Genomic DNA, 25,214 nt, shown 5'->3' with positions numbered 1-25,214 from the left:
TTCCAGTTCCTTTCCTATAGGAACAAAGGAGCAAGCACACGGTTAGCAACGTAGTGAGTAGAAAGCAGCAACGAAAGTTTTAGGAATCATGCTCCTGCAACAGGAGTATGCGGCGCCCTCCGGCAAGTCCGTCTTTAGTCGGCCTTCCTATTTAGAACGAACCGATGATGACTTATCGTACAGAGATTCATGAAGTCGTCTAGTTGCTGGGCGCTGGTGCGGGACGTGGCTAAATAACTTAGTTAGTTTATCCACAGCTGCAAAATTTTAATTCCCTTAATTTCCTAGATCATGAAAAAAGAAGGAGAAACTTTAGTCAGTTTCTCCTTCTTGCATTTTTGGCAAATTATTTTCTTCCAGAATAACAATTTCTACCCGACGGTTCTTACTCCAATTAGCTGATGAATTATTTGGCGCTACTGGCTTCGTATCTGCATAGCCAACAGAAGAAAACCGTGATTTGTCAAAATGGTTTTCATTTAGTAGATATCGGATAACACTTCCAGCCCTTGCTCCTGATAATTCCCAATTCGAAGGGTATCTAAAATTAGAGATCGGCCTACTATCTGTATGACCTTCAACAAGTACAGGATTTGGAATATTATGTAGTAAAGAACTCACCTTATTTAAAAATGGCTTTCCTGATTCTAAAATAACTGCTTCTCCTGTATTAAACAGAAGACTGTCCTGCAAAACAAGTTCTACGCCTCGATCTGTTCGTGTGGCAGTTATCACATTATTTAAATCATTTTTATCCAAGTACGTTTCTACTTCTTGCAACAGTTGATCTAAAGAAGACTCTCCATCATCTTGACTAGCGTCTCTGTCTGTTGTGTCAGGTAGCTGTGTTGGTGAGTCAAACTCATTAGACTGCTCGCCATTCTCTTTATTGCTTGATTGTTCAGTTGGGTTTTCCATTGGAACAGCAGAAGGATAAGAATCAAAAATCATGCGATTACGAAATGATTCTGAAATAGCTTCAAACTTAACCAAATCAATTTGTGACATGGAAAAAAGCAACACAAAAAACACTAAAATCAGTGTTACCATATCTGAGTACGTAACCATCCATTTCGGTGCACCCTTGTTGGCTGTTTTCTTGATTTGCCTACGCTTCATGAATACTTTCCTCCATGAAACCAGGTTGTTCATCAAGTTGTTGTTGCTTTTTCCGATCCTCATTAGATAAAAAAGCGCTTAGTTTTTCTTCTAAAATTCGCGGGTTTTGACCAGATTGAACACCAATAACACCTTCGATCGTAATTTGCTTCATAAACACTTCTTCTTCTGTCTTACTCTCTAATTTAGCTGCCATTGGAATAAAGACTAAATTTGCAAGAACCGTTCCGTAAAGTGTTGTAAGTAGTGCTACAGCCATACTTGGTCCAAGTGCAGCTGGATCCTGAAGATTATTAAGCATCAATACAAGACCTACAAGTGTCCCAATCATTCCCCAGGAAGGTGCATATTCACCTGCTTTTTCAATTAAAGCTCTCCCTCGGAAATGCCTATCTTCTACAGCAATAATTTCCGCCTCTAGGATGTCCTTAATAACTTCAGGTTCGATTCCATCCACAGCAAGCAAGATGCCTTTTTTTATAAACGGGTCTTCTACTTCCTCTAGTTCATTTTCTAAAGCTAGAAGCCCTTCTCGTCTAGCCCTCTCAGATAAATGGACAAATAATGTAATTAATTCTGGTAGTCGCTGATCATGTTTATGAAAAGCTTCACTCAATACTTTTTTTGTCAGCTTAATTTGTTCAAATTTAAACGTAATGAGCATCGAAGCAACTAAACCACCAATTACAATGAAAATAGAAGAAATATCCAAAAACAAACCTGCTCCTTCAGACGATCCACTTTTGGAAACAATCGCTAACATAATCATGATGAAACCCATAGTAATGCCAAAAGGAGTTAATATATCGCGTTTTCTCATAGTTCTCTCTCCTCAGAATAGAAGTTGAATCATCTCTCTCTATTCCTTATATCGGCACCCTAGTTAGTTTGTTGAATTTCTTTTTTCAATTCGATGAGGTAAAACTACCCGTTGTTCCTGAACTTCTTCTTTGTTCATATACTTTGTTAGTAAGCGCATTGCAACTGCTCCAATATCATACATAGGCTGTACAATAGTGGATAGTGTTGGGCGAACCATCGTTGCTAATCGAGTATTATCAAAGCCAAACACCTCAATATCTTCTGGAACACGATATCCTTTATCCTGAATTCCATGAATGACGCCTAGAGCCATTTCATCAGAAGCAACAAAAACAGCTGCTGGTTTTTCATTCTCATCTAATAATTGATTTATTGCTTCGATACCTGAATTATAAGAGTAATCTCCTTTTACAATGAGTGACTCATTTACAGATAAACCTGCTTCATTTATAGCACGAGCATACCCCTTATATTTCAGCTGATTGATATGTGTTTCTTCTAACCCTGATACAAACGCAGGCGCTGATTTATTTTGCTCAATAAGAAATTGCGTAGCTTCATACGCCGCTTGTTCATAATCAATGTTTACAGAAGGAATTTCATTATTCTCATCGTATGTTGCCGCCAACACAACAGGTACAGAAGAACTTTTGAATTGCTGTACATGCTGATCAGAAATATTTCCTCCCATAAAAATAATGCCGTCAACTTGTTTTTCCAACATCGTATTTATTAATTGAATTTCTTTTTCTTCATTTTGGTCCGAGTTACTTAAAATCATATTGTACTTATACATCGTAGCGATATCTTCAATTCCTCTTGCGAGTTCCGCAAAGAAAATACTTGATATATCAGGAATAATCGCTCCAACAGTTGTTGTCTTCTTGCTTGCTAAGCCTCTCGCCACAGCATTTGGTCGGTATCCTAAACGCTCAATCGTAGCTAGTACTTTCTTTCTTGTTGTAGGTTTCACATTTGGGTTTCCATTAACGACACGAGAAACCGTAGCCATTGACACATTTGCTTCTCTTGCCACATCATATATAGTAATGTTATTCAATGTTTTTTCCTCCTATACTAATTATCGTTCTCTTTTTTCTATATCATACTCTACTATGAAAAATTTTTCAAAGCAAAAAAGGTTGAAGGCTTCTGATTGTCCTTCAACCTTTTTTATTCAGCATATTCTACTGGTTTTATTATAGAAAGGCAAGTAACTCGAAGCCTCCTAGTTCGCAATATATACTAGGTACGATTAGCTTGTTGAGAAGAGGTGTTATCTATTCTATTATACACATTCTTCACATATTTACCAAGTAATATTCCTTTTTACTTCATTCTTTCTGTCATATCTTTCATTTCTTCCATAAAACGGTGAAATGTCGGAATGTCCATCTGTTGCGCGGAATCTGACAGTGCAACTGCAGGGTCTGGATGTACTTCAGCCATTACACCATCAGCTCCGATAGCAATAGCCGCTTTGGCTGCAGGTAATAGTAAGTCTCTTCGACCAGTAGAATGTGTAACATCAACCATAACTGGTAAATGTGTTTCCTGTTTTAAAATAGGAACAGCAGAAATGTCTAATGTATTTCGAGTTGCTTTCTCATATGTCCGGATTCCCCGCTCACATAAGATAATGTTTTTGTTACCCCGGGATATAATATATTCAGCAGCATTAATAAATTCAGATATCGTTGCTGATAAACCACGTTTCAATAGAACTGGTTTATCGACATCGCCAGCAGCCTTGAGCAATTCAAAGTTCTGCATGTTTCTTGCTCCAATTTGAATCACATCCAAGTAATCAAGTGCCTCTTCAATATGTGCTGGATTTACAATTTCACTAACTACTGCTAAATCATGCTCTTTAGCAGCTTTTTTTAAGATTTCTAACCCTTCGACACCTAAACCTTGAAAATCGTAAGGAGAAGTCCTTGGTTTAAACGCTCCTCCTCGCAAAAGCTTTACGCCATGCTGTTTAATTGCTTTGGCAACTGTCGCAACTTGTTCATACCCTTCGACAGCACAAGGGCCCATAACAAAATGAACATTACCATCTCCAATTGTTGCACCATTTATATCAATAATGGTATTTTCAGGCTTTTTCTTTCGTGATACAAGCAATGCTTTACGATGATCATCTTCTTGCAGTTCTAAACTGGCCTTGAATATTTCTTTAAAAATATGCTCAATCGTCGCATTTTCAAACGGTCCGTCATTACTAGAAGTAATTTGATCTAACATATCTCTTTCCCGCACAGGGTCAAACCGCTTCATACTTTGCTTTGCTTTGATGTCCCCGATTTGCTGAACTAGTTTTGCTCTTTCATTGATTAATTGCAAGATTTCTAGGTTTACGTTATCTAACCTATCTCTTACTTGATCTAATTCGCTCATTTTATATTCCCCCTATGCTTAGGTTTTTTAATAATTAGTGAATATTATAGCTAATTATATACCCTTTGTCGATTAATTTTTAAAATTCATGTATAATGAAGCGCATTCATTGTAATTCACCCCTATTTTTAAAAACAACTTGCCAAAATACTACGTTTTTTCGATAAGAATAATGAGCGAGCCTTTTAGAAACAATGCGATTTAATTTAAAATGCAATGAAATAACCATAAAAAGAGAGGCTTACCACTTTAGACTACATGTGGTAGATGATATGATAGGAATGGATTCATATTCGTTGTATGAAAGGATTATGCTTAATGAAAGAACAGATTTTTGCTTTGGATATTGGTACACGTTCCGTTACTGGAATTATTTTAAATCAAGACAAGGAAGGCTTTGAAGTTATCGACTTCTGCATGATCGAGCACGATCACCGTGCTATGTGTGACGGTCAGATACATGATGTTGTCGCTGTCGCTAAAACAATTAACCAAGTGAAAAAAAGGCTGGAACAATCATATGGGACATTAACTAAAGTCTGCGTTGCAGCTGCAGGACGCTCACTAATTACCATGAATGGCACAGCCACGTTATCCCTGCAAAATCAGCCTATTAAAGATTCTGAAATCATTCAGCATTTAGAACTAAGCGCCGTGCAAGATGCTCTAGAAAAAGTAAGCCAACAAGAACAGGTTGCGAATACCTATCCATATTATTGCGTCGGTTATTCTGTTCTCCACTATTATATCGACGAACAGCAAATTGGTTCCCTCATTGATCAGCGTGGTGAAGTAGCAAGCACTAAAATTATTGCTACATTTTTACCTAAGGTAGTTGTTGAGTCCCTCTTAGCTGCCCTTTCCAGAGCTGAACTAGAAATGGAAGCTTTAACACTTGAACCAATTGCAGCAATGGATGTACTCATACCTGAATCAATGCGAAGATTAAATGTTGCTTTGGTTGATATAGGTGCAGGCACTAGTGACATCGCAATTACAAACCATGGGACGGTTGCGGCTTATGGAATGGTCGCAGTCGCAGGTGATGAAATTACGGAAGCTATCAGTGATACATATTTATTAGACTTCCCCGACGCTGAAACGTTTAAAAGGGCTATTGTGCAACATAAAGAAGCAAAAGCGCAAGATATTCTTGGCTTTGAAACGACCATATCTTATAAGCAATTAACCAAAGATATCACTTCAGCTATTAACTTTTTGGCTGCAAATATCACGGAAGAAATTTTAAAATTAAATAGCAAGCCTCCAAAGGCTGTTATGTTAATTGGTGGAGGAAGCCTCACACCGAAGATAACAAAAATGATTGCCAAACAACTTGAACTCCCCGAAAATAGAGTTGCTGTAAGAGATATTAGTGCCATTAAACAACTTACTCTTAATGAGAATTTACCTATCCAACCTGATTTTGTCACACCTATTGGTATAGCCATTGCTGCAAAACGGAATCCTGTTCATTATATTAGCATCTACCTAAATGAACTTACACTAAGACTATTTGAAATGCGTACATTAACAGTTGGAGATTGCTTTATCCAAGCAGGGATAGATGTTCATAAGTGGTATGGAAGACCAGGTGCTGCTTCGATTATTACTGTAAACGGAAAAAAAATCACTTTACCTGGGGAGTTAGGAGAGCCACCACAAATAATGTTAAACGGAACTGTGACTACCGTCGATAAACCAGTAAAAAATGGTGACTTTATTCAAATTGAAAGAGGGAAAGATGGACAATCTGCTACCATTACCCTCTATGAATTGATTGGTGAAGTAAAACCAATGACCGTTTGGTTTGAAAATCATCAGCATACAATTTCTCCTACGTTTTTCGTTAATCAGCAACCAGCGAAAAAAGATGATGTAATTCAAGATAATGACATGATCGATTGGTTTCAGCCCAAGCGACTTCAAGACGTAATCAAACAATTGTCTAGTATCGAATATGATAGAATCAAGCCTTTTTCCATCTTTGTGAATGGAAAGGAAGTTCAACTTTCTATTGGAGAGACGCAATTTTTCATTAATCAACAAAAAGTAGATCCCTCACAACTTCTTTATGACGGTGATCATATTCAAATTATCCAAGGCAAGCAACCAAACGTGCAGGATTTATTAGATCAAGAAGGAAAAAATTATTGGCGTTCTATAACTATATTCTTTAACGGAAAAAAAATCCAATTAAACCAACCAGCATATATAGTAAAAAGAAACGACGAGCGATTAAAGGGAGATAGTTTACTTGATCGTGGAGATAAGTTGCAAATATCTACTCAGAGTAATGGCTTTATTTATCAAGATGTATTTCAACATGTAGATTTAGACCTATCTTCAGCAAGCGGGAAATTCCAAGTTTACAAAAACAAGCAACCAGCTCAATTTCACGAAAGTATACAACCTGGTGATGAGTTAGAAATTATTTGGTCAGAATAAAAGATGTTTACAAGTTTTACGGCACGAATAGCATACAAGGTACTATTTTGTGAACAAAGGCTCGGGGCGCCCGGTTAGCATCGTAGCGAGTGGAGCGAATCAACGAAAGTTTTAGGAACCATGCTCCTGCAACAGGAGTATGCCGCCCTGCCGCCCTCCAGCAAGCCCGTCTTTAGTCGGCCTTCCTATTTAGGAACGAACCGATGATGGCTTAGCTAAGGGGCAATGGAATGAAGTCGCCTAGTTGCTGGGCGCTGGAGCCGGACAGAGGCCGTGTTCGGTTGTTTGGTTACGTCATAGCATCAAATTTTATACTTTCTTATCTGTTAAGAAAAACGTGGCTTATTCGCAAAAATTTGTGGATTTATACTTTACTATAACGCTTAAAAAAACAAGCACCTACAAATCGAGGTGCTTGTTTTCTTTTACACTATATGTTTTCACATAGCGATGAAGTCACGTTTTTTTATACGAGGAGACAACATGTATTAATTTTTCTTTTCTAATTCTTCGGCTGCTTCCTCCATTGCTTCTGCAACGTCCTCTGCTTTTTCTAATGCTTCATCTTCTTTTTTACGCTTTTCTTTTAGTTTGGATTGTACACCTTGTGTTACATCTTTTGTTTTTTCTGCTGCTGTTTTTGTTACCTGTGATGTAGATTCCATTGCTTTTTTCTTTAAATCAGAACCAGTGGTATAAGCTTTGTCTTTCCAATTAGTTCCTTTTTCTTGAGCTACTTCTTTCCAATCATATGCTTTCTTCTTTACTTGGCTAGCCCCCGTATTAATGTCATCACGGAATTCTTTTCCGGTTTTAGGTGTCATTAATAGAGCAGTCAATGCACCAACAGCTGCACCTATAAATGTACCTAAAATAAAATCTTTACTATTGAACTGATTATCTGCCATTTATTATTCCTCCTACACTGTACTTATTTATTTTTTTTCTTCCATAGTTCCATTAAAGTAGTTCCCCATTTAATTGCTTGTGACGTTTTCTCAGGGTTCTTATTTGCTGCTCTTGAAACACTATTTGTTAACTCTCTTAATGAATGATTAAATTCTGTTATTGTATTACCAACACCTTTAAAACCATCAAATAGACTATTTAATTTACTTGATTTTTGATTCATATCATCTGCTAATTGATTTGTTTTTGTTAATAATTGTGTTGTTTCTTCCGTGACTCCTTGCACTTGTTGTTCAAGGCTGGATAATGTTTCAGATACATTATGTAAAGTTTCCCTTGCTGCTTTTAACGTAATAACCATGTATACAACTAAAACCACAAATGCGATAGCTGCAATAACAGCGGCAATATATGCTAAAATTTCCATATTACTTCTTCACTCCCTAACTACTTTATTATGTTGTCAACATAGCTTTAAATAATTTCCTTATATTATCTAACGTATTAAACAAAGATAGTATATAAATTAAGTTACCCAATTGTGTCACAAATAAAACATGTATGAATAGCTTATCGTTTTTCTTATACTATTCCTATAGTATTATTATTCGACAACAAAAGCCATAATTCCTTTATTTATTCTTAGAAAAACTGGGCTTGTCCCAAAGTCTTATGGCGAAAGCTGTAGTTTTTCTTATACTATAAACCCTAAAAATTTTATACTTTTCCTATAGTGTAAGAACAAAGGCTCAGGGCGCCAGTATAGCAACGTAGCGAGCGCAACGAATCCACGAAAGTTTTAGGACTTAGGTTAGGGCAATGGAGTGAAGTCGCCTAGTCGCTTGCGCTGGAGCCGAACGTAGCTAAATACTTAGTTAGTTTATCGACAGCTGCTAAATTTTTCTGAATTTCATAATTTCCTAGACAATAAAATGAAAGAGTCTGCTTTTTCATCAGACTCTCCTTTATTATTTATGTGGTCAATATTTTTTCATATGCCTCTTGAAATTTTTGAATGTCGCCTGCCCCCATAAAAATAAGTACGCTATCGGCAAATTTCTGTAAACCTTTGGTATCTGTTAATTCTAATAGTGAACTATTATCCACTAGTTTTTGTAAATCATGAATGGTTAATTGACCACTTTCTTCCCTTGCTGAACCAAATATATCACATAAATAAACATGGTCTGCTTGTGATAAGCTATCAGCAAATTCTTGCAAAAATGTTTTTGTTCTTGTAAATGTATGTGGTTGAAAAATCGCTACAATAGATTTATTTGGATATTTCTTTCGAGCCGAATCAATAGTAGCGTTTATTTCCTTCGGATGATGCGCATAGTCATCAATAAGTACCTGATTTCCTATTCGTTTTTCAGTGAATCTCCGCTTAACACCGCCAAAACTAGCCAAATGCTTCATGCACTCAGCGTTTATTCCTTCATAATGGCATATAGCAATTACTGCTAATGCATTCAATACGTTATGATTTCCATACATTGGAATAGAGAAAGTTTCATAAAACGTATTCCTGACAAATACATCAAACGTTGTTCCGTTCTCCGTTTCCATTACATTTTGAGCTTGAAAATCGTTCGTATCAGTAAACCCATAATAAACAACAGGAACTTTTGCTTGTATCCGTTGTAATTGTTCATCATCACCACAAGCAATAATACCTTTTTTTACACGTTCTACCATAGATTGAAAAGCGCTAAAAACGTCATCAATACTTGTAAAATAATCTGGGTGATCAAAATCAATATTTGTCATAATCGCATAATCGGGTTCATAACTTAAAAAATGACGGCGATACTCACAAGCCTCAAACACAAAATACTTGCTATCCACATGCCCCTTACCTGTGCCATCTCCAATTAAATAAGAAATGGGAAAAGAACTGCTCAAGACATGACTGAGCAGACCAGTCGTTGATGTTTTACCATGTGCGCCAGTAACTGCAATGCTTGTATATTGCTTTAGCCATTCTCCAAGAAATTCATGATAACGATAGAAGGTTACGCCTAACCTTCTTGCTTCTTTTATTTCTAGATGGTTATCGGAAAATGCATTCCCAGCGATAACCGTATAATTCTCTTTTATGTTACTTTCTGCAAAAGGAAAAATGGGAATTTTTTTTTCTTCCAATGCTTCTTGCGTAAAAAATCGTTTCTCCACATCTGACCCTTGCACATTCTCTCCAGAATCATGCAGGATCTGAGCAAGAGCACTCATTCCTGTTCCCTTTATACCAATAAAATGGTAAGTTGTCATAAATGAACCTCCAAATTGTTGTAAAAAGATTCAATCATCTTTTAACTATTTTGCACAGTTTTTTATTATAGCAAATTCTTTTCCAGATGAGAAAAGAAAACCTGTTTTTAAAGTATACTTACATAGTCCTTGTATTTTTAACCTTTACCAAATCGGTCAGGAATAATTTACGTTTGTTCAGTATAAGGAACTTTTTCTAACCGTGGATTTGGTCTATATCGTCTTCCTTCTTTTGCTTCTTGTGTACCATTCAAAAGTACATTGTCGCCTGTAAAGCCAATATTCAATTTAAGTAAGCTTCTACCTACACCATACATATCCACAGGAACACCTAGCTTTTCAAACTCTACAATACGAGCTTCTGTAAATCCACCACTAACCATAATTTTTACGTGTGAGAATCCTTCTTCATCCAATGCGTTTCTTAGCGCAAAAATGAGCTCTGGGTTTACTCCCCTTGGATCAAATGTACCCATTAAATGGTGGTTGCGTAAGAAGTATTTATCAACTAATGTACGTGACGTATCTAGACGAACAGACTTTAATTCATCGCCAAATGCATGTGCAACTTTCAGAGAATCTGTGATTACATCATTATTATAGTCAACAAGTGCTGCTAGATCATCTTCAGGGAATAATTCATGATAAGCTTTACAAGCTGCGACAATATCCCCGCGGAACATCTGAATTAACGCATGAGGCATGGTTCCCATCCCTTCTTTGCCCCACCATTCATTCATCGCGTGTGTAGCTTGCGCTGTTGATCCACCAATGAATGCTGCATAACCATCTCCAGCTTGTTGTGTATAATGATCATCACGGTCTCCCATAAAAATGACTGGTTTTTGTTTCCCTGACGTCCGGGCCGCTTTTACCACATTATATACATTGGTTGCGACAGATGTTCTTCTCGATAAAATCCCATCAATAATGCCCTCTAAAAAGCCAAATTGATGATAAGCTCCAGATACAGTTAACACAGATTCATACGGTCTAATCTTGTCTCCATCTTTTAATGAATGGATTTCCAGTGTCTCCGCATTATCCGCAAATTTATGTAATAAAGCTATTGCTTCATCCGACCCACACAATACTGCATCGTTTTTTTGAAAGAACTGCATTGTCACTTGGTTGTTTGGTAATTTTTTTGCAGCTATCTCTCTTGTTTTCAAAAAATATACTGCCGAAAACCAGCCTTCCTTAATGCGCTCATCAAATTTGAAGGTTTTGTTTGTCAAACGTTCTATTTTCCCATTTAGCTTTTGTTCAATTTCCTTCATAGTGTCAGTTTTCTCCCTTTATATGTGATCATTAAACATATCATATAAAAAAATCGTGCCGGAAACAAGAATTAGTGTCCACTATAAAAACATAGCTACCCCCAAAAAAGGCAAATGCGATAGAAAAAGATACTGTTTTATGTAATAGCTTAACGTATTTTTTGCAAATTGTATTATAAAAATCCCATTCAGCAGAAGTCGCTTCTCTTCTTCTACTGAATGTTTCTACAACAAAGGTATTACGTAAAGCTTTTGAATACATAGAAGATGATTTACTTCAAATCGATATAGTAACTAACACGTACTTGGTAGCTTTGATAATACTAGCCAGAGGAAAATGCTAGTGATTAGGCAAGTTGCAACTCATTCCTTTTGGCATGAAGTTGTCTTATATCATGTCCTCCACTTGAGTTGACGTAACTAAAACTTCTCTCGGCTTACTACCATTTTGCCCCGATATAATCCCCCGCTGTTCGAGCGTATCAATTAATCTAGCAGCTCGATTGTAACCTATTTTAAAATGACGTTGCAACAAAGATGTGCTGGCTCCATTTTGCTCTAGTACGAATAAAATAGCATCTTTTAAAAGTTCATCTTCTTCCTCTTCTGTATGGATTTGTTCTAGTAACTGCTCTTGTTCAAATAAATAATTAGCAGGGGCAATACTTCTTGTGTAACTTGCCACTCTGTCGATTTCATCATCAGATACAAATGGTCCTTGTAGACGAACCGTTTTTCCAGAACCATTCTCTATAAATAACATATCCCCTTTTCCTAGTAGCTTCTCTGCCCCGCTTGTATCAAGTATAGTTCTAGAATCAACTTGTGAAGACACGCTAAAAGCAATTCTTGTAGGTATGTTAGCCTTTATTAATCCAGTGATCACGTCCACAGAGGGCCTCTGTGTTGCTAATATTAGGTGAATTCCACAAGCCCTTGCTTTTTGCGCAATTCTACTTATCGCGTCTTCTACATCTTGTGGGGAGACCATCATTAAGTCTGCCAGTTCGTCAATGACAATAACAATAAAAGGAAGCTTATTCTTCATTTGTTGCTGTTTGACCATTTTTTCATTATATCTCTCTATATCACGTACGCCTTCGTGAACGAATTTTTCATAGCGTTCTTCCATTTCTGCAACAGCCCATTTTAAAGCAGCGGTAGCAGCTTTTACATCTGTTATAACCGGTGAAACAAGATGAGGGATTCCGTTATACGGAGCCAATTCCACCATTTTAGGGTCAATAAGTAAAAATTTCACTTCTTCATGATGGGCTTTATACAATAAACTAATTAAAATGGTGTTAATACAGACACTTTTCCCAGACCCCGTGGCACCCGCGATTAAACCATGGGGCATTTTTTGAATATTGGTAATTAAAGGTTCACCTTCTATACTTAGGCCTAAAGCAATGGTTAACGGTGAATTGCTTTTTTTAAAGGCTTCTGTTGCAAACACGCCTTGTAACCCTACCATTTGCGGTTTTCTATTCGGTATTTCTATCCCAATAGTATTCTTACCCGGAATCGGCGCTTCAATTCGAATATCTTTTGCAGCCATATTTAGTTTTAAGTCATCACTTAAGTTTCTCACTTTGCTAACTTTAACCCCAAGCTGCGGTTGAACCTCAAATCTTGTAACGGAAGGGCCTTGGGTAACATTTACTACTTTTGCTTGGACATTAAAATACTTTAGCGTTTGTTCAAGGAGCTGCTGTTGTTCATCCAACCATGCTTTATCATCTGAAGAATGGTCCTCTATATCATTTAATAAATGCAAAGGTATTTCCTGCACAGCGTTGTGCTCCGTTATCATATCAGTCGCCTCATTTGTCCATTGACTAGGCCGTGTTTCTTCAGCATTTTTATTGTGTTTTTGCTTTGTTCGATCCCATAAGTTTTTCTTATCTCTCGGTGTCATCATCACATTAAATGGAACATTATTTTGCCCCATCTGCTGTTGTCTCCGTCTTTGGGATAAACGACTTTCCCGTTTTGGTTCTGTTTTTGTTTGATTCGTTTGTTCATCTTCTTTCTGTTGGTCATCATCGCTCCGTTCTTCTTTCACTACCGTTGCAGCTGATTCTTGCTTCGTTTCTACTTGTTCTTCTGTATCTTTCTGATTAAAAGACTCAGATGGAATATGGTTTTGTTCATTAGCTGTACTTGCATCTGTGTGCTTTTCGTGCTTTTCCATACTTGCACTTTGGTACGTTTCTTCTTCTTTTAGATCATTTATTGTTTCCTTCTGTTCAACGTTTGTTTCTTTTTTGTTTCGCTTGAAATAACCCTCATTTTGTATTTCACTGTTTGCCAATTGCTTTACATCTTCTATTGCTTGTTTACGTTGATAAGCAGGAACTTCAACATCTACAGCATTGATTTCCGTTCTAGATGGCCCTTCCTTCAATACCTCCAAATCTTTAAATGGATCAGTCTCCTGCTTACGCTTATAGGCAGGAACTTCCTCTATTACTTTCGCCTTGTTTTCATTTCGTGGGCGGAAACCATATATAGGTGAAGGAACTTCTGTTGGCCGAAATGGTTGGTCCGGATTTTTTTTATATACTTTATGCTTCGAATGTTCATCTTTATAGCCTTGCATCGTTGTATGTCTTGGTTTAGAATGATTGTGATTCCTTCTTCGAAATGCTGGTGTATCATATTTAGATACGTCATCTTCTGTTGATTTGGAATATGTATGTTCTTGTATGCTTGGTTTTTGAGTTTTTGGATTACTTCTATTTTCGAACACTTCATTTTTGTCAGAATAGCTACGATGCTGATTCGTTTCATTTCCTTTATCCGGAACTACAGGAAAGCGAAATGATTTTTTTGCAGGATATTGATACATCATTTTGGCCTCAGGATGATGTCTATCTGGTTGCTGCATATATTCATCTCGATGGTTTTCTTCATCACTTATAAAAAGGCGCTTTATTTTTTTCTTCCAATTATCCCACATTTCTACTCACTCTTTCTTTATATTAAAACTGTCTTTATCCATTGTAGCAGTTTTTTAGTCCATATTGAAAATTATATTCATAAAAGATAGAAACAGTAAATTCAAACTGGTATTTCAACAATGAACAAGTATTTTGAAAACACTTTCAGAAAAAACATATCACGAAAGGCTCTATGATCAAAGCTTTCGTTTTATGTATAGCCAAAAGCTATACTTTCCTATGCTCAAACGATCTAGACTTGTTCAGACTGCAGCTTTCATTTCTTAAAGTGAAGAGCTTACAACACCGATATTCCAATAAAGCTTTATACTTCCCCCATAGGTGAGAAAAAACAACCTTATGCACAGGTTGTTTTCATTGTTAGATTAAATGTTAAATGCTGATCCAACTTCATAGGAATTATTTAAAACATATATACCTTTTTCCTTTGGTGCATTTGGTAAGCCTAATTCCTTTTGCGAGCAGATCATACCATGAGAAGGCACCCCTCTTAATTCAGTTGGCTTAATTTTTAACCCACTTGGCATCGTTGCCCCTACTTTTGCCACGACAACATGTTGACCAGCTTCTACATTTGGCGCCCCGCAAACAATTTGTAATACTTCCTCACCTACATCCACTTGGCAAACGCTCAACTTATCTGCGTTTTCATGTTGTTTTTTTTCTTGAACATAGCCAACCACAAATTTAGCACTTAAGTCAAAATCAAGGTCATCATTTAATTGGTGCGTTGTAAAAAGCTTTTGTATTTTTCTTAGCATATCTTCTGTTAACGTCATTTTTCCTACTTGTAAAAAGGAAAAATGCTCAGAAGCTTGAAAAATATTATAGCCTATAACTTCATTATGCTCATTCTTTATTCGTACAATATCACCTATTCTATCATGCTGAATCTGGTAGCGATCTCCTTCTTTCAACGGTATAATCAATACATCACCAATACCATCAACGTTATAAAATATGTCCATCCTTCTCATCCTTTTTTTACTTTAATTGTCTTTTTCTGGTCTATTCTTAGCAAGTATAAATATTGGTTCAAGATGTTTATCTTCGTAAATCATTGGCAAAGAAGTAATGGGGATTCTACCTTCAGCAAAAAACTTCATCGTCATTTGCGCTAAAACATCGTACCCCATTTTATTTTGCACATCTGCAATAATAAATACATCTTGGTGTGGGACGGCAACTGCCATTTCCCCCTTACTATTTGCTTTCATTTCCTCCAAAAACGCTTCGTTCAAAATTCTACTGGCGTCATAGCCATCTTGGGAAGCAAGAAAATAAAAATCATTATCTGCTACTTGATCATGCTTATAATCTATTGGCAAGGAACGTAAATTAAATGATGCAATCTCATCAATTCGCTCCTCTGACCAACCTTCTTTTTCAATTAGCGGTTGGTCAATTAAACGGTACGATTTTCCTAGATCAATGGCATAGAAAATACGTGTTTCAGCCGTATGTTCTTTATAAATAAGCTTATTATTGGCATTCGTTTTAATTGGAAATGAGGTAGACCGGATAACTGGAAAGATCTGTTTTTCCATACCTTCCAACTGTTGTTCTTCGTTCATAATTCGCAATGCTTCTTTTACATGATCCTCTAAATCATCAATGACTGATTCGCCTTTTTGATTATATTTCGCTACAACATTAGGTAAAGTAATAGTAATTCCTTGTTTTGATGCTTTCCATTCTACCCGAAAAGTATCTTTATCGCGATTATACGTCGTTTGCCAATTGTCATTTTGAAACCGTTCGTCTAATAGCTTTTTTAATTTGATACTTGTCATTTGCATATTGCTCGCTCCTTACTTTAAGCTAGGATTTTAGCTCGGAAGACCATCCATAAATTGGATAATCTCTTCTTTTGTTTTTCGATCTTTACTTACAAATCTCCCTACTTCTTCTCCGTCTTGAAACGCAAGAAAACTAGGAATGCCAAAAATAGAATAATCTTGACAAATATCCATAAATTCATCTCTATCTACTTTTATAAACGAATAATCAGGATAAGCTACTTCAATTTCTGGCAATATGGGCTCAATTACCGTACAATCTGGGCACCACCCTGCTGTAAAATAAAGCACCACCTTCCCTTGATTTATTACTTCTGTAAATGATTTTTGTTTCGTCAATGTTTTCACGGTTATCTACTCCTTCAATGTATATATTAAGTTACTTTGAAAATACATGTAACTTTGTTTCCGCTCACAGGACGTTTTATCTGTATGCTAACTACAGGAAATACTTGTCCCACATACTCTATCCTCCGTCTCCACCAACGTTCTAGTTTTCCAACATCTATCTTACTATGAATTAGGATAAAATTAAAACGACTTGAACTTGAGTACTTTTTTATCTAGAAAATAAGTTTTGCACCATAGTTTCTTTCAACCATTTTACTTAGACGAAATTAGCTAACACGATCATCCTAACATTAACCTTCTCTATAGCGAGGTAAAGGTATCGCTTGTTATTCACTTAACTTTGTCAACTCGCTTCTTTCAAGCAATTATGTCCGGACTAAAAACGGCGGAACTTCTCAAACGCACTGTTTTCAGTTACGATAGATGTAATGATACAAGGAGGAGATATGATGGAACTTACTGTCTATTTAGCTGGTCAAATACATGATAGCTGGCGCGATGACGTAAAAAAGTTGGCAGAAACAAAAGAACTGCCGTTACAATTCGTTTCCCCGCAAACCAATCATGAAAGATCCGACAATATCGGGGAAGCTATTTTAGGAAAACAACCTGATTCTCTCTACAAAGATGAGGCTGCCTCACGTATTAATAATTTTCGTACGCAAGTATTAATGGAAAAGGCTGATATTGTTATCGCACTCTTTGGGGAAAGCTATAAACAATGGAATACAGCAATGGATGCAAGTCAGGCAATTACGTTAAATAAACCTACAATAATTATTCGACCGAAATCTTTAATTCATCCGCTCAAGGAACTGTCGGAAAAAGCAAATGTGACCGTTGAAACTGTGGAGCAGGCGTTAGACGTTATTGCATACATTTTTGAATAAACGGAACTATAATCAGTGGGATGTTTTTTCTCCCACTGGTTGTCCAATAATCAATTCATTCTTCAACTTACAAGGCTTGGCGTTACGTTTTGAATAAGCTCTAACCTCTATTATTATAAACTTCTTTCCATACATTTACAGTAAATCCATCAGTGCTCTACATATCTTCTAATAAATAATAACGTCGACACGGTTAAATCAGTTTACGAAATAGAATAACAGCATATAAGCCCGTAGATAACTACAGGCTTATTAAGCTCTGTAAGGTTTATTCTTACTACTCTAGAGCTGATTATATTCCCATTGTCCACGCAATAATTCTATCACATGAGAAAACATGTCTATCCTAGATATTCGCTCTGCTGTAAAAATACCAATTGCTCCTTCTTTCTGTCTAACTTGCTTTCGATGTGCGAATGTATCCATAACTTCACCAAGTTCTCTGCCTTTTAGAAGTTCCTTGGTAATTTCTTGCGGCAAAAGAATGCGAGCACCACTAGCTGTATAGAGGTGACCCGGTAACGCTAGCGCTCCCCAATTACAAAGGTATAATTTATTACCAATAAACATGACGCCACCTTCTAGTCCGATCCCAAATGTATTTGTTTCCCCTTGAATACAATTAAGGGCACGATGAATTGCACCCTGCTTCGTCTCTTCATCAGAGAATGGTTGTGCTGACACTCCTGATGAAGCGCCTTTAGATGTAACAGAAGCATTTGGAAAAACTTTTTCGACAGCTTGAATTTTTGCTTTATTTTTTGAACCAATTATAATCCTCATTTGCTTTCTTACCTTTATATCCATTAAACGGAACGGTGGATATGATCCAGCGTTGTTTGATCTGTGGATTTGACAAGCTTGATTAGTAATTCTTTAGCAGCTGCATAATCATCCACATGTATAATAGATGATGATGTATGAATGTAGCGCGAGCATATACCGATGACTGCAGAAGGAACGCCTTTGTTTGCTACATGAACTCTACCTGCATCTGTTCCACCTTGCGAGATAAAATATTGATAAGGTATATCGTTGCTCTCTGCTGTATCGAGAACAAAATTTTTCATGCCTTGATGTGTAATCATTGTTCGGTCAAAAATACGCAATAATGCACCCTTACCTAATTGCCCAAATTCATCTTTTTTCCCTGACATATCATTAGCAGGAGACGCATCCAATGCAAAAAATATGTCCGGTTGAATTTTATTAGCTGCAACTTGTGCACCACGCAAGCCAACTTCCTCTTGTACTGTCGCACCTGCATACAATTCATTCGGTAAGGCATCTTTTTGCACTTCTTTTAACAATTCAATCGCTAATCCACAACCATAACGGTTATCCCATGCCTTAGCTAAAATTTTGTTACTATTTGCCATCGGCGTAAATGGCGTTAAAGGGACAATCTGTTGCCCTGGTTTAACACCTATTTTTTCAACATCCGCTCTATCATCTGCACCAATATCGATGAGCATATGTTTTATTTCCATTGGCTTTTTGCGTTGTTCATCTGTTAAATTATGAGGTGGAATTGAACCAATTACACCAACAACTGGCCCATTATCTGTTATAACTTGCACTCGCTGAGCAAGTAATACTTGATTCCACCAACCACCTAATGGCTGAAAACGCAACATGCCATTATCTGTTATTTGTGTCACCATAAAACCAACTTCATCCATATGACCTGCTACCATAACTTTAGGTCCTGATCCTTTTTTTACACCAAATATGCCACCTAAATTATCTTGCATGATTTCATCGGCATATTTGGATAACTCTTGTTTCATAAATGAACGCACAGCATGTTCATTGCCTGACGCACCTTGAAGCTCTGTCAATTGTTTAAATAAGGACAATGTTTCTTGATTCATTCCTGTATCCCACCTTCAATTTATGTATAGTATTTAGTATACTTGAAGGAATGCTTGGATTTCCAGTATTCTTCTTTACCTAAGAAAATGAGCTCGTATTATTTTCAATATTACATATGCACGTTCCCTCTTTTCATTTCAAGGAATTTGTCCCTGACTTGCTAAAGTGCCTACTACATTTCATCCATATAATTAATTCTTTAAAAACACTACTTAACTCAGCAAACTTTTTTATGAACCTATACCTTAATTTTCCTTGATGACATAGGTATATCTAATGTTTACAAACCAATTCTATTCATATAAAAATAGTTACTGCTAATCAGAGGCTTTAACCAGCAGTCTTTCATATATTAAACCGAGCATTTTTTATTTTCTATTTTATTCTAAATACGTTATACTAGCAGATAAGAAACTGTAAAGCGATTACTTAAATTGATAGTAAGAGGTGAGTAATAATGGGTGTAAAAAAAGCAGTTATTGCTGCAGGGCTTGGCGTTGCTGTAGGCTACCTTGCAAAGCAACAACTGGATCAAATGCAAAAAGTTACTCCTGAGAAAGCATTAAACCATGCAAAAGAAACATTTAAGAAGCAAGGGCCAATTAGCGGTTCTTGGATTTATATGCAACCACAAGAAGTAGAGAAAAACGGGCTTCTCTACGATGCTTACCGTGGTGGAGTTACACGGAATTTAGACGGGGAAAACAAGCAGTATGAATTTTATGTAGATGTTGAAACTGGTGCGGTGATTGACGCCGTACAAACAACATAAACAGCTTTAGTACTTATCAAATAAGTGAAATAGGTTAACCTATTTCACTTATTTTTTGTGGTCTAGGAAATTATCAAATTTAGCAGCTGTGGAGTTATTTATTAGCCACGTCCTGCTCCATCTCCCAGCAACTAGGCGACTTCACTCCATTGCCCTAAGATAAGCCATCATCGATTCGTTCTAAATAAGAAGGCCGACTAAAGACGGGCTTGCCGGAGGGCGCCGGCATACTCCTGTTGCAGGAGCATAATTTATTCGTTCCAGTCACTACGTTGCTATACGGGCGCCCCGAGCCTTTGTTCATACATATTAGAAGTTACGACTTTGCTCCATATACTACTTACGTACTAATTGATCCATACAAATTCCCAATCCATTAAATTTTATAGCTCGATAATACACATCGTGATAAAATGTATACCATGCCTGCCTTTGATATCCATAAGCCATCCATTTTTCCTTTTGGTAAACAGAAGTTACGGGGTAATCATCATAAGCTAGTACCCATAATTTATTTTGATGTGCATGTGTTGGCATAATGTCCGCCATATGTATCCAACACGTATCTCCTTCTTCAAAAACAATAACGCTATGACCATCACTATGACCGCCACTATGAATCATTTTTAACCCATCTGTAATCTCAATTTCGTGTGAAAATGGTTGAACTTGTTTTTTTATTGCTTCCCAATTACTCTTCCAATAAGTATTTTTAGATCGAATATTTGGGTTTCTCATTTCTTTCCATTCTATATCTGTTACATAAATGACGGCATTCTTAAATACAGATTCATATGAATCCGCCGCCACAGGATAGGTTAAACCCGATGCATGATCAAAGTGCATATGCGTCATTAAAATACCATGGATATCATTTGGTGCTAATCCAAGAACGGCCAAATCATAAACAACCTTTGACTGCTCTGTAACCCCAAAGTTTCGCTGTTGCTTCTCTGTCAATTTATTTTGCCCAATTCCGCTATCAATTAAATAATTTCTTCCATCCAGTTGTAATAGTATCGGATCTGTTCGTAACTCAATTTGATTCCACTCGTTTGTCGGGTACTTTGACTGCCATAGCACTTTAGGCACTACTCCAAACATCGCCCCTCCATCTAAATGGATTACTCCTCCTTGAAGCCATGTCAAAGTTGCTCTTCCTACCTTTAACTTCTCCATCCAATCCCCCCTAAGCAGTTAAAAACTTGGCTTATCCACCAAACCTTTATAGTGCAAGCTGTAGTTTTGCTTATGCTATCAACCTTTAAACTTTCCTATAGAGCAACAAGAAAACGCATTCATTTTATTATACATCTTATCAGAACCTTATTGGTTTCGTAAAATACTTTTCACTTGCAGTACCTTTAATGACCAACATGTGAAAGAAATGGTTTATTATTAGAAATAACTTGGCTTATCTCCAAGGCTAAAAGCACCATTTCCTTATACCATAAGCTTTGAATTGTATATTTTTCCAAATGCAAACAGCTTAGCGAGTGTACAACAAACTCGCCAAGCTGTTACAGGTTTACAGACTCCGTATTTTTAACGCGGCAACGATATATGGGTTGTCCTTTTGCTGTAAATTTTTCTTCATATTCCGTCATCCGATTTGTAGGGTCATCTATTCCATGCAAATCTAAGTTCACTTCTTCAATTTGCAGTCCATTTTGCGAAAAACTCTCTAATGAATATTCAAACAATCCCATATTATCGGTTTTTAAAACAATTTCACCGTTTGGTTTTAAAATTTCTCGATATTTTTCTAAGAAAGTATAATAAGTTAACCTTCGTTTTTCGTGCCGATTTTTTGGCCAAGGGTCTGAAAAATTTAAATAAATCAAGGATAATTCCTCTCTTGCAAACAAATCCGTTAAGTTTTCAGCGTTAACATGGATTAAGCGAATATTTGGCATTTCTGCATCAACAACTTTTTGAGCAGCAGTTACAATAATACTTTTTGCTACTTCAATGCCGATAAAATTAACATCTGGGTATTGTCTAGCCATTTCAACGATAAATTGCCCTTTACCTGATCCTATTTCAAGGTGAATAGGAGCATCATGATTCGTAAACACTTCCTGCCATCTACCGCGATAGTTGTAAGGATTGGAAATAACCGTGTCTGCATGCTTTTGTAAAAAATCATCTGCCCACGGCTTATGTCGCTGACGCATATATAAAATCCTCTCTTTCTGTTTTCAAGTATAGAAATAGAAATGTGATTCATACTATATTTAGAGGTGATTTGATATGGAATTAAATACAAATAATCAACTAACTTTGCTTATAGATTTATTAGATGAACATCGAACCGACCTTTGTGGTAGCGTCTCTGAATATCAACAAATAACCAGACTTGTGAACTCCCTTATGCAAAATAGTGCTATTTCCGATCAAGAGATACAGGAGTTACTTCCTGAAATTTACGACTACGGGAAGAACGGTGAATCATCACAAAATATGGAAGCACATATTACGGCCAACAATACACAGTTAGCTACATGGATTGATGCGCTTCACCAAACAAATTTACATTAATTTTCCTATTTGATTATTCAAAACATCTAACTCGTTTAATCGGTCTACAAACTTAGCATCTTCATCACGTTCTTTATGCCAGCATAAGTAATGCAGAGAATCCAGTAATAAATACCAATGCATACGCCCAAATAAATGATAATCTGTTGCAATACCATATTGTCGCAACCACTCATTCCAATTTTCTTGGGGAATATACCAATTAAGTATCATTCCATAATCTACAACTGGATCAGCAATCAAAGCACTGTCCCAATCAATAAGATATAAATGCCCTTCTTCTGTCAGTAGTAAATTATTATGATTCAAATCTCCATGACAGACAACGAGTTTTCGCTTCCTTGTAATAGGAAGCAGTTTTTCTAAGTATTGTAACGCAATATCCACTTGTCCGTGTGTATGATGTAAATTCGTGCGTTGCAAACGTTCCTTTATAATAGCATAGCTTTCGTCTGATGTAATAGGTTTTTTCCCTAAACGCATGAGCATATGCAACAATTCAGAAGACTGGTGGATTTTTCGTAATAAATCAGCAACGCGTAAATGTTGCATTTCAACTGGTTTTAATTCTCTTCCCTCTAGCCACTCCTGAGCTGTAATAACATCGCCATTTTCCATTCTTTTTGTCCAAATTAATTTTGGAACAATTCCCTCCGCCGATAAGACGGCTAAAAACGGAGATGAGTTACGTTTTAAAAATAATCGCTGGTTACCTTTCGTTGCCAGATAAGCGTCTCCTGTAAGCCCACCTGCTGGAGCTATTTCCCATTCACTACCTAGAACTCGCTTCAGCCAGTTCACCATAAATTCCTCACATCTTTCAAATTTAGCGTTCAATAATATATTTTATCTATATTTGTACAAAAATACAAATCTGAATCTATTATTTACTTTTCAACAAATCAACTGCTTTTAGAAATAGCCCCCACTTTACTGTTACCCATTGAGGTGGTCTAACATAATTTCTTTATAATTATAAAGAATGTTACTACATCAAAGATACTGTTATTACACGTTTTTGTTCAAAAATCAGAACTAATTAAACATAAATATTACCAGTAAATGAGGTAAAAAAATATATATGTTCTTTTCAGTATTAGTAAAATTTGGCATATCTAGAAACCTTACTTTCCTATAGTGCCAGCAACTATGTTTTTTAAAATTCTTCATCAACAAACTCAAACGAATCCCGCTCTTCTTCCCATTCTGGCCTTTTAACCGCGGTAGTTTGCACATGCTTTAATAAACATTCTGCTACCTTTAACTGCTCATTTTTTAATGGAGAAGTAATCTTTCTTTTTTGCGCAAACCAATCTTGATATTGGTGACTACCGATAATTTTAGTTTGGAATGGTTCCGTTACAAACTGGACAGGGTTTGATTTAGCTAGAATAACTTTTGTAATTGGAAAGTTTAAATCATAGTGAGAAAGAATTCCTTTTATAATATTTTCCGTCCGCTTTAAAGCGATATGCGGATTTAACAATTTTCCCCTATGACCGCCCTTTTCTACTATCCATGTTCGTGCATCTTGCGCTATAAATGTCGAACCAATTTCTTCTTTTATCTGACTAATTATTTCAATTCCTATTGGTGTTATTAAAATTATCTCACATTCCACCGGCGCTTTTTTAATCTCGAATATTGGATAATACAAAATTAAATAAGTATCAGGGAACCGTTGTAAGAAATACTTGATTTCCATGTCATTGTGCCAGTTTTTATCAACAAAAGAAACCTCTGTTACCGTAGACGTAGCCCATTTCATTTGTAAATGTAATAATTTATTTAAATAATACTGCTTTAAGCCTTGTTCCGTTTCCGGGAGAACCAACTTTGCATCTTCTTCATGAGGAACTTCCTCTTTTTTTTCTTTGCGCTTCCACATTTTCCATCTTGAATGTTGCTCGGCTTGGTCTACTATTTCTGTCTCATGTAATGGTAGCGAATTTTTTTCTTTTTCCCACGCCTCTTTCAAATGAAGCCAGTTCTCTTTCTTTAAGCGAATAAATTGACTTGGGTAACGATAAGGATTCCATTCGTATCTAGAAATATAATCTTGTAATTTAATTAATTGTGCCAGTGTTTCCACCCCCTGCTTTTAGAAAGAATTGGTTTATCGCCAAATCTTCCTGGTAAAGCCATCGTTTGGCTTATAAAATAAGCCTTTCGTATGTTACTTTTTTATAGTGTAAAATAAGCTTTGACTTTATACTTCGGCTGTTGATCTGGAAATATTTGATATAATACGAAATAATCCACATACAATAACTTTTCTGAGTAATCCTTATTTTTCACTTCGGTTAATACCTCATTGCCTATATGAGCAGATCCATCCCATTTTTTAGCTAATGTAATGTGAGGAATATACGGCCTTTTTTCCGCTAAAAACCCTTCTGCCTTTGCTTCAAACTCAATCTGATTTACTAGCTTTGTTAACGTATCATTTAATTGTACTTTCGAATAAATTACCCTTGGTCTTTCAAAAGAGCCAAAAGTATCTACTCCACCTACTTTTAAATAAAAAGGTGAAAAATGAACTCGTTGTAGTCTGTCAATCAGGTGGCATACTTTACTATCGGATACAGGTCCTAAAAACTTTAAGGTAATATGAAAGTCATGCTTAATTGTCCACTCCCTATAAGGTAGCTTCTGTTTTAAAAATGTCTGCGTTTCGCTACACATCACTTGAACTTCTTTAGTTAACGGAATGGCGATAAAATAATGTGGTAACCTTGCCATGATGAGCCTCCTTAACAAAATCCTTCATA

At 36.4% G+C, this 25,214-nt stretch carries 23 protein-coding genes; 4 read left to right on the top strand and 19 right to left on the bottom strand.

The features are described 5' to 3' along the window. Positions 1-312 precede the first annotated feature (312 nt). From motS to D9780_RS04830, 4 genes are all read right to left on the bottom strand, one after another. Positions 313-1,119, bottom strand: coding sequence for a flagellar motor protein MotS (gene motS, locus D9780_RS04845; RefSeq protein ID WP_116278861.1), 807 nt, complete (start codon positions 1,117-1,119; stop codon positions 313-315). Beyond that, positions 1,109-1,939, bottom strand: coding sequence for a flagellar motor protein MotP (motP, locus tag D9780_RS04840; protein WP_073009989.1), 831 nt, complete (start codon positions 1,937-1,939; stop codon positions 1,109-1,111). The genes motS and motP overlap by 11 nt, the downstream gene beginning before the upstream one ends. 63 nt (positions 1,940-2,002) lie before the next feature. Beyond that, positions 2,003-2,953 carry a catabolite control protein A gene (ccpA, locus tag D9780_RS04835; RefSeq protein ID WP_240458817.1) on the bottom strand — a complete coding sequence of 317 codons (951 nt, stop codon included), beginning with the start codon at positions 2,951-2,953 and terminating at the stop codon, positions 2,003-2,005. A gap of 317 nt (positions 2,954-3,270) precedes the next feature. After that, a complete protein-coding gene (locus D9780_RS04830; protein WP_073009983.1) occupies positions 3,271-4,341 on the bottom strand; it encodes a bifunctional 3-deoxy-7-phosphoheptulonate synthase/chorismate mutase in 1,071 nt (356 codons plus the stop codon). A 318-nt stretch (positions 4,342-4,659) separates the two neighbouring features. On the opposite strand from D9780_RS04830, the gene pilM reads away from it, so the two are divergent. Then, positions 4,660-6,789, top strand: coding sequence for a pilus assembly protein PilM (gene pilM, locus D9780_RS04825; RefSeq protein ID WP_121639455.1), 2,130 nt, complete (start codon positions 4,660-4,662; stop codon positions 6,787-6,789). A gap of 488 nt (positions 6,790-7,277) precedes the next feature. Here pilM and D9780_RS04820 read toward each other — a convergent pair whose 3' ends face one another. The 8 genes from D9780_RS04820 to D9780_RS04785 all read right to left on the bottom strand — a co-directional run bounded on the left by D9780_RS04820 (position 7,278) and on the right by D9780_RS04785 (position 16,362). After that, positions 7,278-7,697: a YtxH domain-containing protein gene (locus D9780_RS04820; protein WP_116278865.1), complete on the bottom strand. Its 420-nt coding sequence runs from the start codon at positions 7,695-7,697 to the stop codon at positions 7,278-7,280. A 23-nt stretch (positions 7,698-7,720) separates the two neighbouring features. Next, positions 7,721-8,125 (bottom strand): DUF948 domain-containing protein, encoded by a 405-nt coding sequence (locus D9780_RS04815; RefSeq protein ID WP_073009974.1) that lies wholly within the window; start codon positions 8,123-8,125, stop codon positions 7,721-7,723. A gap of 545 nt (positions 8,126-8,670) precedes the next feature. Next, positions 8,671-9,969: a UDP-N-acetylmuramate--L-alanine ligase gene (gene murC / locus D9780_RS04810; RefSeq protein WP_121639454.1), complete on the bottom strand. Its 1,299-nt coding sequence runs from the start codon at positions 9,967-9,969 to the stop codon at positions 8,671-8,673. A gap of 167 nt (positions 9,970-10,136) precedes the next feature. Then, entirely contained in the window at positions 10,137-11,249 is a 1,113-nt protein-coding gene (locus D9780_RS04805; protein WP_073009968.1) for a nicotinate phosphoribosyltransferase, read from the bottom strand. 388 nt (positions 11,250-11,637) lie between these two features. Continuing rightward, positions 11,638-14,214, bottom strand: a complete 2,577-nt coding sequence (locus tag D9780_RS04800) for a DNA translocase FtsK (protein WP_121639453.1) — start codon at positions 14,212-14,214, stop codon at positions 11,638-11,640. A 366-nt stretch (positions 14,215-14,580) separates the two neighbouring features. Beyond that, entirely contained in the window at positions 14,581-15,183 is a 603-nt protein-coding gene (ytpR, locus tag D9780_RS04795) for a YtpR family tRNA-binding protein (RefSeq protein WP_121639452.1), read from the bottom strand. Positions 15,184-15,204: 21 nt separating this feature from the next. After that, positions 15,205-16,014: a DUF1444 domain-containing protein gene (locus D9780_RS04790; RefSeq protein ID WP_073009959.1), complete on the bottom strand. Its 810-nt coding sequence runs from the start codon at positions 16,012-16,014 to the stop codon at positions 15,205-15,207. A 30-nt stretch (positions 16,015-16,044) separates the two neighbouring features. Then, the gene (locus D9780_RS04785; protein WP_073009956.1) at positions 16,045-16,362 is read right to left on the bottom strand and encodes a thioredoxin family protein; all 318 of its coding nucleotides are present in this window, start codon (positions 16,360-16,362) and stop codon (positions 16,045-16,047) included. A gap of 452 nt (positions 16,363-16,814) precedes the next feature. Between D9780_RS04785 and D9780_RS04780 the strand changes: the two genes are divergently transcribed. Next, complete coding sequence (locus D9780_RS04780) at positions 16,815-17,255, top strand: YtoQ family protein (protein WP_116278870.1); 441 nt, start codon at positions 16,815-16,817, stop codon at positions 17,253-17,255. A gap of 282 nt (positions 17,256-17,537) precedes the next feature. Here the strand turns inward: D9780_RS04780 and D9780_RS04775 are convergent, their stop codons facing one another. After that, positions 17,538-18,038, bottom strand: a complete 501-nt coding sequence (locus tag D9780_RS04775; protein ID WP_073009897.1) for a DUF84 family protein — start codon at positions 18,036-18,038, stop codon at positions 17,538-17,540. A gap of 23 nt (positions 18,039-18,061) precedes the next feature. Beyond that, positions 18,062-19,129 carry a M42 family metallopeptidase gene (locus D9780_RS04770; protein WP_073009895.1) on the bottom strand — a complete coding sequence of 356 codons (1,068 nt, stop codon included), beginning with the start codon at positions 19,127-19,129 and terminating at the stop codon, positions 18,062-18,064. 458 nt (positions 19,130-19,587) lie between these two features. Between D9780_RS04770 and D9780_RS04765 the strand changes: the two genes are divergently transcribed. Further along, a complete protein-coding gene (locus tag D9780_RS04765; protein WP_073009893.1) occupies positions 19,588-19,902 on the top strand; it encodes a PepSY domain-containing protein in 315 nt (104 codons plus the stop codon). 336 nt (positions 19,903-20,238) lie between these two features. On the opposite strand, the gene D9780_RS04760 is transcribed toward D9780_RS04765, so the two are convergent. Next, complete coding sequence (locus D9780_RS04760; protein WP_121639451.1) at positions 20,239-21,081, bottom strand: YtnP family quorum-quenching lactonase; 843 nt, start codon at positions 21,079-21,081, stop codon at positions 20,239-20,241. Between the two features lie 341 nt (positions 21,082-21,422). Further along, a complete protein-coding gene (gene trmB / locus D9780_RS04755) occupies positions 21,423-22,079 on the bottom strand; it encodes a tRNA (guanosine(46)-N7)-methyltransferase TrmB (RefSeq protein ID WP_073009888.1) in 657 nt (218 codons plus the stop codon). 76 nt (positions 22,080-22,155) lie between these two features. Here trmB and D9780_RS04750 point away from each other — a divergent pair, with 76 nt between their 5' ends. Beyond that, on the top strand, positions 22,156-22,443 hold the full coding sequence (locus D9780_RS04750) for a YtzH-like family protein (protein ID WP_073009886.1): 288 nt from the start codon (positions 22,156-22,158) through the stop codon (positions 22,441-22,443). Here D9780_RS04750 and D9780_RS04745 read toward each other — a convergent pair. From D9780_RS04745 to thpR, 3 genes are all read right to left on the bottom strand, one after another. Continuing rightward, positions 22,435-23,247, bottom strand: a complete 813-nt coding sequence (locus D9780_RS04745) for a phosphotransferase family protein (protein WP_121639450.1) — start codon at positions 23,245-23,247, stop codon at positions 22,435-22,437. The two genes, D9780_RS04750 and D9780_RS04745, sit on opposite strands and share 9 nt — an antisense overlap. A gap of 352 nt (positions 23,248-23,599) precedes the next feature. Then, a complete protein-coding gene (locus D9780_RS04740; RefSeq protein WP_121639449.1) occupies positions 23,600-24,535 on the bottom strand; it encodes an NERD domain-containing protein in 936 nt (311 codons plus the stop codon). Positions 24,536-24,627: 92 nt separating this feature from the next. Next, positions 24,628-25,185 (bottom strand): RNA 2',3'-cyclic phosphodiesterase, encoded by a 558-nt coding sequence (gene thpR, locus D9780_RS04735; protein WP_121639448.1) that lies wholly within the window; start codon positions 25,183-25,185, stop codon positions 24,628-24,630. Positions 25,186-25,214 lie beyond the last annotated feature (29 nt).

Source organism: Virgibacillus sp. Bac330 (assembly GCF_003667845.1).
Lineage (GTDB): Bacteria > Bacillota > Bacilli > Bacillales > Amphibacillaceae > Virgibacillus > Virgibacillus chiguensis.
Note: the sequence above shows the minus strand (reverse complement) of the source record. Positions and strands in the feature narration are given on the sequence as shown.

What these genes read in the sequence shown, in the direction of transcription:
- D9780_RS04780 (WP_116278870.1), top strand. Translation starts at nt 16,815, where the DNA reads ATGGAACTTACTGTCTATTTAGCTGGTCAAATACATGATAGCTGGCGC.
- murC (WP_121639454.1), bottom strand. Translation starts at nt 9,969, where the DNA reads ATGACAACTTACCATTTTATTGGTATAAAGGGAACAGGAATGAGTGCT.
- ytpR (WP_121639452.1), bottom strand. Translation starts at nt 15,183, where the DNA reads ATGGACATATTTTATAACGTTGATGGTATTGGTGATGTATTGATTATA.
- D9780_RS04805 (WP_073009968.1), bottom strand. Translation starts at nt 11,249, where the DNA reads ATGAAGGAAATTGAACAAAAGCTAAATGGGAAAATAGAACGTTTGACA.
- D9780_RS04815 (WP_073009974.1), bottom strand. Translation starts at nt 8,125, where the DNA reads ATGGAAATTTTAGCATATATTGCCGCTGTTATTGCAGCTATCGCATTT.
- D9780_RS04770 (WP_073009895.1), bottom strand. Translation starts at nt 19,129, where the DNA reads ATGAATCAAGAAACATTGTCCTTATTTAAACAATTGACAGAGCTTCAA.
- D9780_RS04790 (WP_073009959.1), bottom strand. Translation starts at nt 16,014, where the DNA reads ATGCAAATGACAAGTATCAAATTAAAAAAGCTATTAGACGAACGGTTT.
- D9780_RS04800 (WP_121639453.1), bottom strand. Translation starts at nt 14,214, where the DNA reads ATGTGGGATAATTGGAAGAAAAAAATAAAGCGCCTTTTTATAAGTGAT.
- D9780_RS04760 (WP_121639451.1), bottom strand. Translation starts at nt 21,081, where the DNA reads ATGGAGAAGTTAAAGGTAGGAAGAGCAACTTTGACATGGCTTCAAGGA.
- motS (WP_116278861.1), bottom strand. Translation starts at nt 1,119, where the DNA reads ATGAAGCGTAGGCAAATCAAGAAAACAGCCAACAAGGGTGCACCGAAA.
- D9780_RS04775 (WP_073009897.1), bottom strand. Translation starts at nt 18,038, where the DNA reads ATGAGGATTATAATTGGTTCAAAAAATAAAGCAAAAATTCAAGCTGTC.
- D9780_RS04745 (WP_121639450.1), bottom strand. Translation starts at nt 23,247, where the DNA reads ATGGTGAACTGGCTGAAGCGAGTTCTAGGTAGTGAATGGGAAATAGCT.
- D9780_RS04750 (WP_073009886.1), top strand. Translation starts at nt 22,156, where the DNA reads ATGGAATTAAATACAAATAATCAACTAACTTTGCTTATAGATTTATTA.
- D9780_RS04765 (WP_073009893.1), top strand. Translation starts at nt 19,588, where the DNA reads ATGGGTGTAAAAAAAGCAGTTATTGCTGCAGGGCTTGGCGTTGCTGTA.
- ccpA (WP_240458817.1), bottom strand. Translation starts at nt 2,953, where the DNA reads ATGGCTACGGTTTCTCGTGTCGTTAATGGAAACCCAAATGTGAAACCT.
- D9780_RS04830 (WP_073009983.1), bottom strand. Translation starts at nt 4,341, where the DNA reads ATGAGCGAATTAGATCAAGTAAGAGATAGGTTAGATAACGTAAACCTA.
- trmB (WP_073009888.1), bottom strand. Translation starts at nt 22,079, where the DNA reads ATGCGTCAGCGACATAAGCCGTGGGCAGATGATTTTTTACAAAAGCAT.
- pilM (WP_121639455.1), top strand. Translation starts at nt 4,660, where the DNA reads ATGAAAGAACAGATTTTTGCTTTGGATATTGGTACACGTTCCGTTACT.
- motP (WP_073009989.1), bottom strand. Translation starts at nt 1,939, where the DNA reads ATGAGAAAACGCGATATATTAACTCCTTTTGGCATTACTATGGGTTTC.
- D9780_RS04820 (WP_116278865.1), bottom strand. Translation starts at nt 7,697, where the DNA reads ATGGCAGATAATCAGTTCAATAGTAAAGATTTTATTTTAGGTACATTT.
- thpR (WP_121639448.1), bottom strand. Translation starts at nt 25,185, where the DNA reads ATGGCAAGGTTACCACATTATTTTATCGCCATTCCGTTAACTAAAGAA.